The 15,218-nt window shown below is 65.2% G+C and carries 10 protein-coding genes; 2 read left to right on the top strand and 8 right to left on the bottom strand.

The features are described 5' to 3' along the window. Position 1 precedes the first annotated feature (1 nt). The 6 genes from HRUBRA_RS04395 to HRUBRA_RS04370 form a co-directional block, all read right to left on the bottom strand. The gene (locus tag HRUBRA_RS04395; protein WP_035514935.1) at positions 2-1,426 is read right to left on the bottom strand and encodes a TolC family protein; all 1,425 of its coding nucleotides are present in this window, start codon (positions 1,424-1,426) and stop codon (positions 2-4) included. Beyond that, positions 1,426-2,463 carry an efflux RND transporter periplasmic adaptor subunit gene (locus tag HRUBRA_RS04390; protein WP_035514872.1) on the bottom strand — a complete coding sequence of 346 codons (1,038 nt, stop codon included), beginning with the start codon at positions 2,461-2,463 and terminating at the stop codon, positions 1,426-1,428. The genes HRUBRA_RS04395 and HRUBRA_RS04390 overlap by 1 nt, the downstream gene beginning before the upstream one ends. Beyond that, positions 2,464-4,230 carry an ABC transporter transmembrane domain-containing protein gene (locus tag HRUBRA_RS04385; protein ID WP_035514871.1) on the bottom strand — a complete coding sequence of 589 codons (1,767 nt, stop codon included), beginning with the start codon at positions 4,228-4,230 and terminating at the stop codon, positions 2,464-2,466. It lies immediately after the preceding gene. A 77-nt stretch (positions 4,231-4,307) separates the two neighbouring features. Then, on the bottom strand, positions 4,308-4,781 hold the full coding sequence (locus tag HRUBRA_RS04380) for a MarR family winged helix-turn-helix transcriptional regulator (RefSeq protein WP_035514868.1): 474 nt from the start codon (positions 4,779-4,781) through the stop codon (positions 4,308-4,310). A gap of 33 nt (positions 4,782-4,814) precedes the next feature. After that, positions 4,815-6,797, bottom strand: coding sequence for a tetratricopeptide repeat-containing sulfotransferase family protein (locus tag HRUBRA_RS04375; RefSeq protein ID WP_035514865.1), 1,983 nt, complete (start codon positions 6,795-6,797; stop codon positions 4,815-4,817). A gap of 31 nt (positions 6,798-6,828) precedes the next feature. Beyond that, positions 6,829-9,435, bottom strand: a complete 2,607-nt coding sequence (locus HRUBRA_RS04370; RefSeq protein WP_035514863.1) for a TonB-dependent receptor — start codon at positions 9,433-9,435, stop codon at positions 6,829-6,831. A 369-nt stretch (positions 9,436-9,804) separates the two neighbouring features. On the opposite strand from HRUBRA_RS04370, the gene HRUBRA_RS04365 reads away from it, so the two are divergent. Continuing rightward, on the top strand, positions 9,805-11,781 hold the full coding sequence (locus tag HRUBRA_RS04365) for a BCCT family transporter (protein ID WP_052094374.1): 1,977 nt from the start codon (positions 9,805-9,807) through the stop codon (positions 11,779-11,781). An 89-nt stretch (positions 11,782-11,870) separates the two neighbouring features. Here HRUBRA_RS04365 and HRUBRA_RS04360 read toward each other — a convergent pair whose 3' ends face one another. Next, positions 11,871-12,962, bottom strand: a complete 1,092-nt coding sequence (locus tag HRUBRA_RS04360; RefSeq protein ID WP_035514861.1) for an MJ1255/VC2487 family glycosyltransferase — start codon at positions 12,960-12,962, stop codon at positions 11,871-11,873. An 18-nt stretch (positions 12,963-12,980) separates the two neighbouring features. Beyond that, entirely contained in the window at positions 12,981-13,496 is a 516-nt protein-coding gene (locus HRUBRA_RS04355; protein WP_035514933.1) for a phosphatase PAP2 family protein, read from the bottom strand. A 141-nt stretch (positions 13,497-13,637) separates the two neighbouring features. Here HRUBRA_RS04355 and HRUBRA_RS04350 point away from each other — a divergent pair, with 141 nt between their 5' ends. Then, a complete protein-coding gene (locus HRUBRA_RS04350) occupies positions 13,638-15,104 on the top strand; it encodes an amidase (RefSeq protein ID WP_035514859.1) in 1,467 nt (488 codons plus the stop codon). Positions 15,105-15,218: the final 114 nt, after the last annotated feature.

Here is a 15,218-nt window from a genome sequence, read left to right as displayed (position 1 = left end):
ATCAGTCAGTAATTCCCAGCCGCCCGAGGTTCACGGTTGCGGCGTCGTAATTCGCCCGGGCTATGCGCGTCCGGCGATAGGCATCGAAATAGCGCACCCGGGCGTCAGCCGCGGTTTCCTCGCGGATGTTGACGAGGAAAAAATCACTGGCGCCGCTCTCGAAGCGCGCCACCTCGGCCCGCCGCATGGTCTCGGACTGATCCACCTCGAGCGCCGCGAGCGCCATAAGACGCACGGCAATATTGAGCTCGAGCAGAATATTGCGCAGCTCGATTTCCACCTGGTCCTCAAGGCGCCGGCGCTCAGCGCGCAGCGCCGCGAGCCGGGCCTCGGCCTGAGACAATTTGCCGCGCGCCGCACGGCGCTCGAGAGGCACGGAGAAGGTCAGGCCGACAATGGTGTCGGTCTCGTCCCGGGACACACCGCCCTCACCCAGGTCGCCGAAGGGCTGGGACAGTTCGAGGTTCAGGTCAAGCTGGGGCAGCAGTGCATTTTCCGACAGCTCCACCGTGCGCAGCGCGCGCTGCATGGCTGTCTGCAGAATCCGCAGCTCCGGCCTTCGTTCGAGGGTCATGGGGATGTCCAGGGGCGGCACGGCTGCGCTCTCCCGCGGCGTGGCTACCTCCGGGCGCGGCAGCCTGGCCGGATCCGGCACGAGGGGCAGGCCCCGGTCATCGCGCAGAAAGAAAGCGAGCCGGTTACCGGCCCGACGGAAGTCTCGCTCTGCGGTAGTCACCAGGGTGCGGCGGCGTGTGATGTTCTGGGCATTCTCGGTGAGGAAAATCTCGGCCCGGCGTCCGGCCTTTACCTGCCGCTCCAGGCCCTGCTCCCGCTCCAGGGCGATGGCCAGAAGGTTTTCGTAAATCTCCAGCTGCTGCCCGGCCGCGACCCATTCCCAATACGCCACAAGCGCCTGCTGCTGCACACCCACGCGGGTGAGCAGGACCTCCAGATCGGCCTGCTGCAGGGCGAGGCGGCTGTCACGTTCGCGAAAGCGGCGCTCATCGATATCCCGGTCCCGCAGCAGGCTGAACAGCACACCGAGCTTGAGGTCGCCACCCTCGTTGGTGAATTGCTCGTCCTGGTAAATGGGGAAATCGCCCCGGGAGAGGCTGTACTTGCTGTAGAGCTCGGCACCGAGGGGTCGCAGCGCGCGGCTAACGCCGCCCTCGGCATAGCGCCCGTCGTAGTAACCGTCGGCCCAGGTGGTGCTGTCGCCCTTGAAAAGGAGGTCAAAAGCACCGAGGGCCTCGGTCACCTGGCCCTCGGCGGCCCGGCGCTCGGCGATGGCCTTGAGAATGCCGGGAAAGTGCTTGCCGGAGGCGGCCAGCACCTCCTCCGGCGCAAGCGGCGTGGCAAGGTCCTCCTCAGCGGCAGAGGCGCCTGCCACCAGGCCCAGCAGCAGGATGGAGAACCAGAAGCGCATCACGCCCCCCCGCCCGCCGGCGATTGCCCGCCCGTCGGGAAGTTGGGCGGGAAGTTGTTCAGCTGTCGCCAGATCTCGAAGCCTACGGGTACCGTATCGAGCAGCACCCAGCCCCGGGCCTTGGAACCGAAACGCACGAAACTCGCTGCGGGCCAGGGATCCTTCCAGTTCTTGTCCTCCTCCACGAGGATACGGAAGCGGCCATTGGCCTCGGCCGAGGCATCGATGGCCACCACCCGACCGGCGAAGGTGCCCACGGCCTTCGACGGCCAACCGCTGATCTGGATCACCGGCCAGCCCTCGAACTGAATGCGCACCGGCGCACCGACCCGGACGATGGCAACATCCCGCCCGTCGATATAGAGCTCCAGGGCGCGCTCGACGTTATCCGGCACGAAGGTAGCCACGACCTGCCCCATAGAAACGAAGGTCGCGGTATCACCGGCGTTGACCCGCAGGATTGTGCCATCCCGGGGCGCACGCACAATCTGCACCGATTGACGGGAGAGTTTTACGTCGACACGACTCACCTCCGCCGCGGCCTGGGCAACGCGCGAACGCAGTTCCTCGACACGAATCCTTGCCTGCTCGAACTCCCGGCGCGCCGCGAGCCCCTGCTCGAACAATTCCTCCATGCGCCGGCGATCGATCTCGGCGATCTCCAGCGCAGTTTCCGCGGCGCTCAGGTTGGCGACCACCTGCTGCCGCTCGCTTCGCAGTCGCTCGAGGAGCTGTGGGTCGTTGTCAACGATGCGAACGATGGGGTCACCCACCTTGACCCGGCTGCCGTCGCGGACGTACCACTGCTCAATGCGGCCGGAAACCAGCGCGTTGATTTCCTGGAGACGGTCATTGGGATTGAGCGCAGTGATCTTGCCCGGCCCGCTCGCCGTCTGCACCCAGGGCACCAAGGCGAGGAACAGGATAATCCCAGCGATGAAGAGCACCAGGCTGAAGCCGATCGCCCGCGCCACCCGTGGCGTGCGGATGCCGTTGAGGGTCGTGAACTTGGCGCCGTGGACGTCGAAGTAGGGCATCTACACGCCCTCCCGGGTACCGCTGGACTCCATGCCGTGGCCCTCGACGGGCTCCCGCAGGGTGAGTCGTTCGAAACCCATTGCATCACAGAGGCGCTCGTAGCTATCGAAAAGCTGCTGCTCGTCGCGGCCCAGGTGAAGCCAGGCGGTGAAGCTGAAATCCGTGTGCTTGTTGGTGAAGTAGATCACCGTGGTCCCCGCGCGTGCCTGCAGCAGATCAAGCGACGCCTTGAGGTGCCCCTCAGGCACGGCGTCATAGACCTGCGATAGCACCAGCACCCGGGGGCAGGCGATAAGCGCTGCCGCCAGTTTCAGTTGCATGGTCTCGGTGATCGACAGTGGCCAGCCGGTCGCAACCAGAGGGGTATCGAGGCCGTTGGCAAGTTCCGTGATCGACCGCTCCAGACCTACCGCACGTATGGCGGTCATGACGTCCATAGCGTGTTCATCGTCGGCACTCAGGCGCAGGTAGTCACGAATATCCGTTTCGACTGCCGAGGGCCGATCGAGGACGATGATCTCCTGCCGGGCCTCGTGGACCTTCAGGGAGCGGAGATCCTGATCGCCGAGGGCGATGTAGCCGTTTTCCGGCGCCTCGTGGCACTTCAGGAGCTCCGTAAAGAGACGCTGGGCGAGGTGGCTGCCGGCGTAGGCGCAAACCCGGGCACCGGCCGGGATGCGACAGTCCAGCGCTACCGTGATACCACGGAAAGCGGTGCGCACGGCAACGAAGTCGAGGCGGGCGTCGAGGGCCAGGCGATGCAGGGGCTCCTCCGGCCGCTCCTGCTCTACCTGCATGAACAGCGAAAGCTCATCCACCGCGGCGCACAGATAATAGAAATAGTTGAGATAAATACCGAGCTGGGAAATGCCGTAGAGAACTACGGACAGCACCAGCTCCGCCGCCACGAGCTGACCGAGGGAGAGCTGTCCCTCGATGACCAGCCAGCCGCCGAGCCCGAGTAGGGCGGCGCTGCCTGCGGCGTAGATGAACAGGAAGCACAGGGTCTGCGAGAAATGCTGGCGGAACAGATGTCGGTGCTGCTCGATGTATGCTCCGGTGACCTGGTCCGTGCGCTCGAGCGCGTCGTCGATATGGCGCGCACTCTTGAAGAAGCCATTCGACTTGCCTAGTCCCTCCAGGAAGGCGGCCGTGACGTGCTTTCGGTGCGACAGCTCCACCGCGGAGCGGATCGCCCGCGGCCCCCAGATGAGCCACACCAGCCAGAGCAGCGCAACAATCACCAGATTGAAGACCAGCAGGAACGGGTGGTAGAACGACGTCAGGACAAAGCCGGCGGCGGCCTGCAGGATGATTGTGAAGCCGCCGATCAGGATGTCAGGCATCCGGATCATGACCTGAATGATATCGAAGTACCGGTTGAAGAGCGGTCCCTTTTGGTTGTCCTCGAAGTGGGGGTTCCGCGCATAGAGGGCCCGCAGGGAAATCTCCGACACAAGCCGCGCGTAGAAGCGCCGGCCGAACACATCCATGACGTAGATGCGCAGCGCCCGCAGCGCGCCGGCAATAAGCAGAAGACCGAAGAGCGACAGGGCCAGCACGATGAGCGGCGTCGGCAGACCGGTGGCAGCGACGCTGTTGACCAGCATCTGCACCGACACCGGCGTCGCCACGGAGAGCACGCTGATACCGATGCCATAGAGGATCGTGAGCGTGTAGAAACGATGCTCAGGGCCAAGGATAAGGACAAAATAGCGAAACAGCGTTATCAGCGAGCGCTTATCGGCGGTGGGGGACTCTGCCATCGTCGGAGTTCTAGCCAGGGGGTTGTCCAGTATACGTCGAGCCGCCACCGGGGGATGCCCGGCACCGAAAAAAATCCCTAGACCACCTCGTCGCCACTGGCCAGCAGCGGGGCCGCATCCAGCTCCTCTGCATCCATCATCGTCGCCACCCGCTCAAGGGCGGAGACGATCTGATGCTGCTCCCAGCGCGGCAGCACGGAGAAGCGCGCCGAGAAGCTTTCCTGCAGCGGCATGGGCGCCTCGCGGAGTACCTGCTTGCCAAGATCCGTGAGCTGCACCTTGACCCGGCGCCGGTCGACGACGCTGCGTTCCCGGGTGAGCAGCTGCTTGTCCTCAAGGCGATTGAGGATGGTGGTTACGGTGGCCTGGCTGAGACTGACCGCGCGCGCGATATCGCTGGCGGTCGGCAAACCTTCCTCGCCGATGGCCCTGATCACCACAAGCTGCGGCGTGGTAAGGCCCATGACCTTGCCAAGCTTCCTCGAATGAATACTCGTCGCGCGCATGATGCGTCGCAGCGATACCAGCACTTCGTCTTCCAGTTCGGCCATGATCCTTGCGTCTTGGCGTCCCGCCACGGAACCTCAGGCCCCCGGCGCCAGGCGCTCTCCGAGCGCATCGCGCAGGGGTTGTAGCCAGGGGGCGTAATTGTGCCACTGTTCCTGTGCGCTGCGGAAGATCGGCTGGCGGACCTGCTCCGAGCTTGGCGTGCGCACGGCGCGCTCCGTCTCCCAATAGCGCAGGCAGGCGGGCTCGAAGGCCAGGCCGAGGAAGTCGAGCATGCGCCGCACCTGCCCCTCCAGATCGTCGAGCAGATCCTCGTGCTGCACGCGCAGCACCTTTCCCGGGAGCACCGCATCCCAGTGGTCCATGAGTTCCACATACTCGCGGTAGTAACGCCCGGTGTCGCCGAGGTCGTAGCTGAACTCCTGCCCCTCGGCGAACAGCTGCTTGAAGTTGCTGAAGCAGCAGGCCATCGGCTCGCGACGCGCGTCAATGATGCGCGCCTGCGGCAGGATCAGGTGGATGAGACCGATGTGCCGGAAATTGTTCGGCATCTTGTCGATGAAGCGCGGTGCGCCCTGGCGGTGGATCTGTGTTTCCTGAAGGAAGCGCTCACCCAGCGCCTCAAGGGAGGCGTCATCGAGCACGCGCAGCACCCCCGGGTAGCCCGGCGTCGCCCCGGCCACCTCCCGGCGTCGGAGCTGCTGACTGAGCGCCAGGATGTTCGGCAGCTCCTGAGTGCCATCGATCTGGCTGTGGGATGACAGGATCTGCTCAAGGAGCGTACTGCCGGCGCGGGGCATGCCGACGATAAAAATCGGGTCGGGCGCCCCGCAGCCCGAGCCCTCCCGGGTCTCGAAGAGCGCGCGATCGCAGCACTCGCGCTGCGCCGCCAGCTCCCGGGTCATGACCTCCGCATCGTAGCGGCCCGCTGCTTTCTTCACACGATTGCCTTCGGCGTAGTGCCGGAAGGAGCGCGCGTAGGCCTTGCGATCCTCAAAGGCCTTGCCGAGGGCGAAGGACAGGTAGACCCGGTCCGCCGCACCCAGGCCGGGAGTCTCGAGCACCCTCGCCATGGCAGCGACTTCGCCCTCGTCAAAGCGGTAGGTCTTCAGATTCGCGAGGGAATACCAGGCCTCCCCGTGGCGCTCCCGGCTGGCAAGCGCCGCGCGGTAGGCGCCGACCGCCTCGTCGTAGGCACCACAGGTCTTCAGTGCATGACCCCGGGAGGTGTGGGTAACCGGGTCCGCGGGCAGTTGCTCAAGCACCGCGGAAAAACCGGCAAGAGCATCCTCATAGGCACCCGCCTTAAGGCATTCCACCGCGTGCAGGGAGCGGAGCTGGACGTTATCCGGGTGTTCCGCCAGGAGCCGACCGGCCTCCTCCCGGGCCCGGGCGAACTTCTGCCGGCGACCGAGCACGCGCACATAGTCGATGCGGGCAGGCAGGTTGCCGGGCTCGAAGGTCGCCGCGCTCTCGAGGAGAAACTCCGACTCTTCCAGAGCACCCAGGCGGACGCCGATCTCCGCCAGCAGGCGCATACCCTCCACATGCCGGGGCCTTTCCCGGAGGAAACGCCGGCAGAGCGTCTCGGCCTTGAGCACGCGGCCGCGGGCGAGAAGATCCGTGACTGCCACCAGCGGCCGCGGCAGCGCCTGCAGCCGCTCGAGCTGGGCCGCCACTGCGGATGCGGCCGCGCGCTCATCGCGGGCCTCGAGGATCGCAAGCTGCCCGCGGAGGCTGGCTTCCAGGGAGGGGTTCACCCGGCAGGCTTCTGCATAGGCGTGCAGGGCAGCATCGGTCTCGCCGCGGTCGCGACAGAGATGGCCGAGCTCCTGCAGCGCGTGGCCGTGCTCCGGCTCCGCGGCAAGCACCCGATCAAGACAGCTGCGCGCATCGTCGAAGGCGCGGAGAAAACGGTGGCAGACCGCAGCCAGGTACAGGGCCTCGACAGAGCCATGCGCAATGCCGGAAGCAAGCAACGACAACGCGCCGGCAAAATTGCCGGCGCGCATCCTTGCCTGTACCGCCGCCCGTTCGGGCGGCGCCGTGCTTTCCGTCACCGGGACGGCCCCGTTGCCACTCGCGGTGGCGTCACTGGAAGTCGTAGCTGAAGCGTATACCGGCAGTGAGCGGACGGGCCAGGGTCGGGCGGTTGCGGTCGTTGACGAAGTTCATGGACAACTCCGCTGCCTCGTCCGTGAGGTTATCCACGAACAGTTCTGCCATCCAGCTGCTGGTGCTGACGCCGGCGGTGACACCTGCCAGCAACCAGGAATCCAGCTCCTGCCGGTTGATGGTGATGATGTCGCTGTAGGCCTTGTCGGAGTACGCAAGGTGCGGCATGAAATGCGCGCGCATGCCGTTTTCCAGATCCCACTCGTAACGGGCCCGCAGGTTGCCCTGGAACTCCGGCGCGAAGGCCAGCGAATCGCCTTCCCGAACATCATCTGTGGGCGTCAGGATGTCCGTGATCTCCGTATCAAGGATGGAGAAGGCGCCGCTGACGGTCAGGCCCGGGATCGAGGCCGGGGCCCAGGTGACGGTGCCTTCCATGCCGAGGATCTCGGCGTTGGCCGCGTTGTCGGAGAAGAACAGGTTGACGATGCTCGGATCGAAGATCGTCGTCTGCAGGTCCTCGACGTCGATGAAGAACAGGCTGCCGTTGAAACGCAGGGTCTGGTCTGCGAGATCGAGCTTCCAGCCGAGCTCGTAGTTGGTGACCTCATCCGTATCGAGGGCAAAGGGGACCGTGTAGTCGCCCGGCCCATTGGCGCCGCCCGGCCGATTGAGCAGGCCGGGGCGGAAGCCTTCGGACACGGTCACGAACCAGAGCTGGTTCATGGTCGGCGTCCAGGACAGGGAGAGCTTGCCGATCACGCCGTCGGTCTGGGCCACGTCCGGCGCATTCTGCAGCGCATTGGCGACCTGAGCCGGCGCCTCGTCGATGTTATCCGGCGTGTAGGTCAGCTGCTGAGCGGGGTCGCAGGTACCGCGGAAGGTAATCTGATCGTCGCCGTTGTAGAGGTCGGAAATATCCGTGCCGAAGGAGTTGGAGTCGGGCTGGAAAAGGTTACAGAACGACGAGTTTGCACCGCCCTCGAGATCCACCTCGATGTCGTAATAGCGGGCGCCAACGGTGAGCGCCAGGGTATCACTGAGGTCATAGGTCGCTTCACCGAAGAAGCCGAACTGCTCATCGGTACGCTTGACGTCGTTGCGGAAAATCGTGCCCGACGGGAAGGGGCCCGGATCCGACGTAAAGCCCGTGGTGAACGGGAAGTTGGGCGAGAAGCCCGTCTGCACGCCGTAGCCGTCGACTACCGCGGAGCCCGGGTAAACGAAGTCATTACGTTCCTCGATCTGCAGATCGCTGTAGAAGCCGCCGAAAGTCGCGCGCAGGCGGCGGTCTTCCGGTGTATTGAAGCGCACCTCGTGAGTCCAGACCTGGGTGTCCGTGATGGAGTTCACCTGCAGGTCCGGCGGCTGGCAGGTACCGGCCGGGGCGGCGTCCCCCGGGTAGCTCACGGAGCTATCGCAGATATAATAAGGCAGGTACTCGCCGACGAACAGATAATCCGAATAGTCCACAAGCTGATCCGTCTCGCGACCGGTGAAGGCACCGGTGTAGAGCGCCTCAAGCTCACCGATGCGACCCTTCAGCGTCCACGCCGTGTTGTGGAAGCTGTCCTCGAGGCTGTCCTCGGTAAAGCGGGTCACCTCGTAGTCGTCGAGATCTCCATCGGAATAGAAAACGCCATCGGCATCCAGCTCCTGCTGCATGTGCGAGACCGTCAGATCCCAATTCTCGTTGATCAGGTAGACACCGGAAAGCCGAAAGCCATTATAGGCAACGTCGTTGAAGTCTTCCTCGGCGAGATTGCCGTTATCGGCCTCAAGGAAAGTAACGCCCGACAGGTCCGAGGTGGACTGGGAGCCGGCACGGCGATCGCTCACGGCCACGCCATTGGCACGCACGGTACCGGCAGGCCGGAAACGGGCACTCTCACGCGCGGTGAGCGTTCCCGGGACGTTGTCGACATAGCCGCCCATGTTATCCGTGTAGACCACCCCGCGCAGCGCGAGCTTGTCGGACACGGGCAGGTTGAACATCCCCTCGACGTTGTTGCTCATCTCACCGCCCTTGGTCCAGGAGGTGCCGGCCTTGAGGCGGCCATAGGTGCCGGTAAAGTCAGGCTTGTTCGTGATCAGGCGCACCGTGCCGGCCTGGGAGCTGGCACCGAAGAGCGTGCCCTGGGGGCCGGCAAGGACCTCCACGCGGTTGATATCCGCGGCGTACACATCAAGGTTCCGGCCGGGCTGGGCCAGCGGCTGCTCGTCGAGATAGAAAGCGACATTGGGCGACAGGCCGGCAACGCCGGCGGTGGTGAGGTTCGGCGTGGTGGAGGCAATGCCGCGAATATAGATGGTGTTCTGACCGGGACCGCTGCCGCCGGCGGTGACGCCGGGCAGCTGGATGAGGTAGTCCTCGAAGTTGCCCACACCCATCTGCTCGAGGCTGTCCTGCCCGAGCGCCTGAACCGAGAGCGGGATGTCCTGGGTGCTCGCTGCGCGCTTGGTCGCGGTGACGATAACCTCCTCCAGCTGAGCCTGGGCGCCGCTGGCGATGGTGCCGCCGGCCACAGCCGAGAGGACGGCGCGGCTAAGCGCCTTGCGGTTGAATAAAGGCAGTCGTGCCATGGGTTGTCCCTCCGATAGGATGAAAACGTACGAGTACCCGCTGCGGCCGTTCTGAACTGGCGTGCCGCCGGCTTATTGTTGACGGATATTACTTTTGGTCAGCGACAATTATAGGCCAAAGCATTTTGCCAATACCACAGCGATGAGCAATCGAAGTAAATATCAACAAAAATAAGCGTTTTGACAGAATTAGAACGCAATATGCGATTTTTGATAAAACCACAATCATTATTGGCCAAAGCTTTTACTTTCGGCTGCGTTATACTGCGCCGGGATTTACACCGGGGCGATGCCAGAAGACGCCCTCGGGAGCCCCTGTTTGCTGAGAAAGCAAAGTAATCGGAGCAGGGCATCACAAGGGAGAGACCCATGCAGCAAGCGCCCGAACGGAAGCCATGGCTGGTCGTCGATCACAGCGTCTTCTGGCCCGCAACCGCAATCCTCGTGCTGCTGGTGCTTATCGCAGGCTTTGCGCCGAACGCCAGTAACGCCGTCTTCCAGACCATGCAGGATGCGATTGTCCACTACGGCAGCTGGTACTACGTGCTGGTGGTCGCCATCATCCTGGTCGCCGTAATCGTTTTCGGCCTGTCCCGCTACGGCGACATCAAGCTGGGCCCGGACCATTCGGAACCCGCCTACAGCTACAGCTCCTGGTTTGCCATGCTGTTCGCCGCCGGGATGGGTATCGGTCTCATGTTCTACGGTGTGGCGGAGCCGGTGATGCACTATCTGCAGCCCCCCCACGGCGAAGGGGGCGGTAGCGATGCCGCCGCTCAGGCCATGAAACTCACCTTTTTCCACTGGGGCGTGCACGCCTGGTCCATCTACGCCATCGTCGCCCTCGTGCTGGCCTACTTCGCCTACCGCCACAGCCTGCCGCTGACGCTGCGCTCGGCGTTTTACCCGCTCATCGGCGAGCGCATCTACGGTACGCCGGGCGCCATCGTCGATATCTTTGCCATCGTCTGCACCACTTGCGGCGTCGCCACCAGCCTCGGCCTGGGCGTGCTGCAGATCAACAGCGGCCTGAACTATCTGGTCGGCCTACCGATCTCCCCGGGCATACAGGTCGCTCTGATCGTCGGCACAATGCTGCTGGCGACCATATCGGTGGTCCTCGGCCTGGACGCGGGTATCAAGCGCCTTTCCGAGATCAACATCGTGCTTGCCATCCTCCTCCTGATCGGGGTGCTTCTGGCGGGGCCGACGGTCGTCGTACTCCAGGGCACCATCGAGAACCTCGGCAGCTACGTCAGTGACCTCGTCAGCTATACCTTCAACCTGTATGCCTACGACCCCACGGACTGGCTCGGCGGCTGGACAATCTTCTACTGGGGCTGGTGGCTGTCGTGGTCCCCCTTTGTCGGTCTGTTCATTGCGCGCATCTCCCGCGGGCGGACCATCCGGGAATTCATTCTCGGCGCCATGCTCGTGCCCTGTGGCTTCACCCTGCTGTGGATGGGGATTTTCGGCAACAGCGCCATCGAGCTGATCCTCCACGGCGGCCAGACGGCGCTGGCGGATGCGGTGCAGGAGAACAATGCAATCGCGCTGTTCCGTTTTCTCGAGTACCTACCCATGCCAACGGTGCTATCGACCATTTCCCTGCTCATGGTGGTCGTGTTCTTCGTCACCTCCGCCGACTCCGGCGCCATGGTGCTGAACATGCTCGCCGCCAAGGGCCGCGACGATACTCCCTGGCCCCAGCGCATCTTCTGGACCGTCATCATTGGCCTGATCGCCACCGTGCTGCTCCTGGCCGGCGGCCTGGCCTCGCTGCAGACAGCGGCCATCGCCAGCGCCCTGCCCTTCTCCGTGGCCCTCCTCGGTGCGATCTGGGGCTTCGGCCGCGCTCTGCACCTGGATGTCACCAAGCGCGATACCCAGAGCGTTTCGCCACTGCTGGCCAACCCTGGCGACTGGCGCACGCGCCTCGACAACCTGCTCAACTACCCCGGTGACCGCACTGTGCACAGCTTCATGCGCGAGAACGTACTGCCGGCGCTGCGCGAGTTCGCCGGGGAGCTGGCGGGCCACGACATCGAGGCCCGGGTGTTCAACGATATCGGCAGCCGCGGTGCCGTGCGTCTGGAGGCCTACCACGGAGAGGAGACGGATTTCGTCTACGAGGTTCGCTGCCGCGCCCATGCGTTACCGGGCGACGTCATCGCCGGCAAGGCCCTTGAAGAACTGGGCGACGAGGACAAATTCTACCGCGCAGAGGTCCACCTTGCCGAGGGCGGCCAGGACTACTGCATTATGGGCTGGACCCGCGCACAGATTACCCACGACGTGCTCGGCCAGTACGAGAATCACCTGCAGTTTCTGCACACCATGCGCTGAAGCCCAGCGCTGCGGCCCTGGATCGACGGGGTCCGGATAAACTGTGCCGGCCTGCGCATGGGCCGATGCAGGAACCCTGCGTAGAGCGGCTAGGCCGTCAGCGCCAGAGACTGTGCGGGGGCCGGGCTCACGCTTTCGGCGACCCGCTCCAGGCGCACACCGTTCCAGAGCCGGTCGCTGAGAGCCGAGAGCGCGTGCCCCCGGTAATCGCCGGCGAGGAGCCAGTCCACCAGCGCGCCGGCCACATCAGGGAAATGCAGCCGCGGTGGCGGGCTGCCGCTGTCCAGCCAGTCGCCGATACGGCGCGCGTCCAACCGCTCCATGCACGCCCCGTAACCAAGCTGATGCAGCGCCAGCGCATTCGACGCCTGCTCCATCTGCCGTCCCTGGGGCTTCACAAGGAGACGTTTACCGAGGGCGAGGCACTCGCTGGCCAGCTCAAAACCCGCGTTGCCGATGACGCCATCGCAGTCGGCCAGGTCGCGGCGGAAGCCTTCGAGGGAAGTGGGCCGCAGGTGCAGATTGCCCTCGTCCCGGTATTCCGAGCCCGGGGCATAGACGAAGAACTCGTGGGCAAGAAAGGGCCGCAGCAGAGCACTGACCGCCCCAGGATCCTCGAAAGGCAGATAGACGAGAATCTTGCCCCGTCGTCGCCGGGGCGGCGCCGGATCCAGATCAACGAGCGGCGGCAAAAGCGGCGCCCCGAAGGGTGCCCAGTGCATGCCGATGCGCACAGTCCCCGGCGCGAAGAGACGCATCACCGCAAGCGCCCGCAGATCTCGCCGGTCCATGGGAACCCGGTAGTCGAAAGCCGGCTGGTGCCCGAGGCTCACCACCACCTTGCGTCGAAGCCACCCGGCCCAGGCGGTCACCGGCTCGAAGTCGCTGAGAATGATGTCGTAGGGGGCAACGTCGAGCGCGCGTACATCCCGGAGGAAGGCGGGGTAGTCATTGCCGAGGACTGTCTTCAGGTAGCTCACGCGGCCCGCCTCGCTGACGAAGGTCAGCCCGCGGCGCCACTGGAAGTCGCCAAAACAGCCCATGGCGAAAAACCCTGCCCGGGGCCTGCCGCTGAACAGATAATCGACCGTGACACCGCGCCCGGCAAAGGCTCTCGCCATGGCACGGGCCCGGCTCAGGTGGCCATTTCCCGTACCCTGGACGCCGTAAAGAATGCGCACGCCGCTGCTCCTCGCCGCTCAGGTGAGTGAAGCCGTGACCGCGAGGGCGAGGCTCATGCCGAGTGCGGCGCCGACCAGGGTATCCGTGGGGAAGTGCACGCCGAGATAAACGCGCGACATGCCCACAGCCATGGCCCAGCCGTAGACCGGCAGCGCCAGGGGCCCGAACTGCAGGCAGAGAAGCGTGCTGAAGAGAAAAGCCGCCGAGGTATGCCCCGAGGGAAAGCTGAATTCGTCGGAGGCGATGATCGTGCTTGTAAAACCCGGCAGGGCCTGCGCCGGCCGCCTGCGCCGGAGCGAGTTCTTGAGCACCCAGTAGACCGGTCGCTCCGCCGCGAAGGCCAGGGCCGTGGCCAGCAGCAGCCGGTCACCGGCGTCGCCTGCCATGGACAGCAGAAGCGGCAGGATCACATAGAGATGGCCGTCGGCTGTGCGCGAAACGCGACGGGCGTTCTGCGCCAGCCAGCTCTGCGACTGCCCGAGGAGGAGGAGGAGCCGGCGGTCAAGCACCTGGATGTCTTTGAGCACGCTCATGGGACCAAGGCTAACGACGGAGAGTGACAGGGAGGTGACGCGCAACCGTGTTTTTGTGAATTTTCCGTGACAGCAAACACCGCCGCGATGGCGCCGGGCGCCCTGCTATGATGCCCCCGTCAGTGGCAACAGGAGCATGCCGTGAGCTTTCTCTACCGAAGCGCCTTCGCCCTTGCCGGCGACATCAAGGCTGGTCGCGCCAGCGCCGTGGACGCCGTGGAATTCTTTCTCGGGCGCATCGACACCCATAACGGCGCGCTCAACGCGGTGATTGCGGTGAACCCGGAGGCCGCGCGGCAGCGGGCGCGGGAAGCAGACGCCGCCGCTGCGCGCGGTGAAGACTGGGGTGCCCTGCACGGGGTGCCACTCACCATCAAGGATGCCTTTGCAACCGGGGATCTGCCAACGGTCGCCGGTATCGCAGAGCGAGCGGGCAGGACTGCGGCAGAAAACGCCGTAGCCGTGCAGCGGTACCTCGACGCCGGGGCGATCCTCCTCGGTAAGACCAACGTGCCGTTCATGAGCGCAGACCTGCAGAGCTACAACGACGTCTACGGGACGACCAACAATCCCTGGGCCAAAAACCGCACCTGCGGCGGCTCCTCCGGCGGCGCAGCGGCGGCCCTCGCCGCCGGGCTGACGCCCCTGGAGCTCGGCTCCGACATCGGTGGTTCTATCCGCACGCCGAGCCACTTCAACGGCGTGTTCGGTCACAAGTCGAGTTACGGCCTGATCAGCCTCCTCGGCCACATCCCGCCCGCCGAGGGATTGCTGCGCGAACCGGATCTCTCCGTCGCCGGCCCGCTGGCCACCAGCGTCGCGGACCTGGAGCAGGCCCTGGCGCTGCTCCTCGGGCCCGCAGCGTCGATCGCCGGTCCCTGCGCCGGCGCGCCGGCCCTGGCACCGGCACGCTTCCGGGAACCTGGCGAACTGCGGGTGGCCGTATGGGCCGATGATCCCTTCTGTCCCGTGCATCCAGCGGTGCGGGCGCACATACTCGCTGCGGCCGAGACCCTCGAGGAGCTCGGCGCGCAGGTAGACCGGGAAGCGAGGCCGGCCTTCGATGCGCAGGCGAACCACGAAAACTACACCATGCTCATGCTCTCCATCCTCGGCGCGGACATGCCGGCGGCGGTGCGGGAACAGGCCGCCGCAGCCGTCGCCGCCGCGGCCCCCGAGGACATGAGTGAACCGCTCTTGCAGCTGCGCGGGATCGCCCTGTCGCATCGCGATTGGCTGCGCGAAGACGAGCGGCGACAGCGCACACGCCGCGCCTGGGCGGACTTCTTCAAAGACTTCGATGTGCTGCTGTGCCCCTGCGCACACGTCCCGGCCTTCCCCCACGACCACAGCGAGCCCATGCAGGCGCGCACCCTGGAGGTCGACGGGCAGGCGCGACCCTACACGGAGATCCTGCGCTGGGCGGGGCTGACCCTGAACGCCTATCTGCCGGCCACCGCCGTACCGCTCGGCATCACCGACGACGGTCTCCCCGTCGGCTGCCAGATCGCCGGCCCCTACCTTGGCGACCGCACGGCCCTCGCTGTGGCAGCACTCCTCGAGCAGCACCACCGCGCCTTCGTACCGCCGCCGGGCTACGCGGGCTGAGCCTCCCGCGCTCCCGGAACCAGGCCCGCTCGCGCGGCCTTGTTTCCTGATGAGGCGCTGCATTACTATCGAGAAAAGCCAGGCCGGTTACCCGCCTGCAGGGCTGCCTTCTAA

This window comes from Pseudohaliea rubra DSM 19751 (assembly GCF_000764025.1).
Taxonomy (GTDB): domain Bacteria; phylum Pseudomonadota; class Gammaproteobacteria; order Pseudomonadales; family Halieaceae; genus Pseudohaliea; species Pseudohaliea rubra.
Note: the sequence above shows the minus strand (reverse complement) of the source record. Positions and strands in the feature narration are given on the sequence as shown.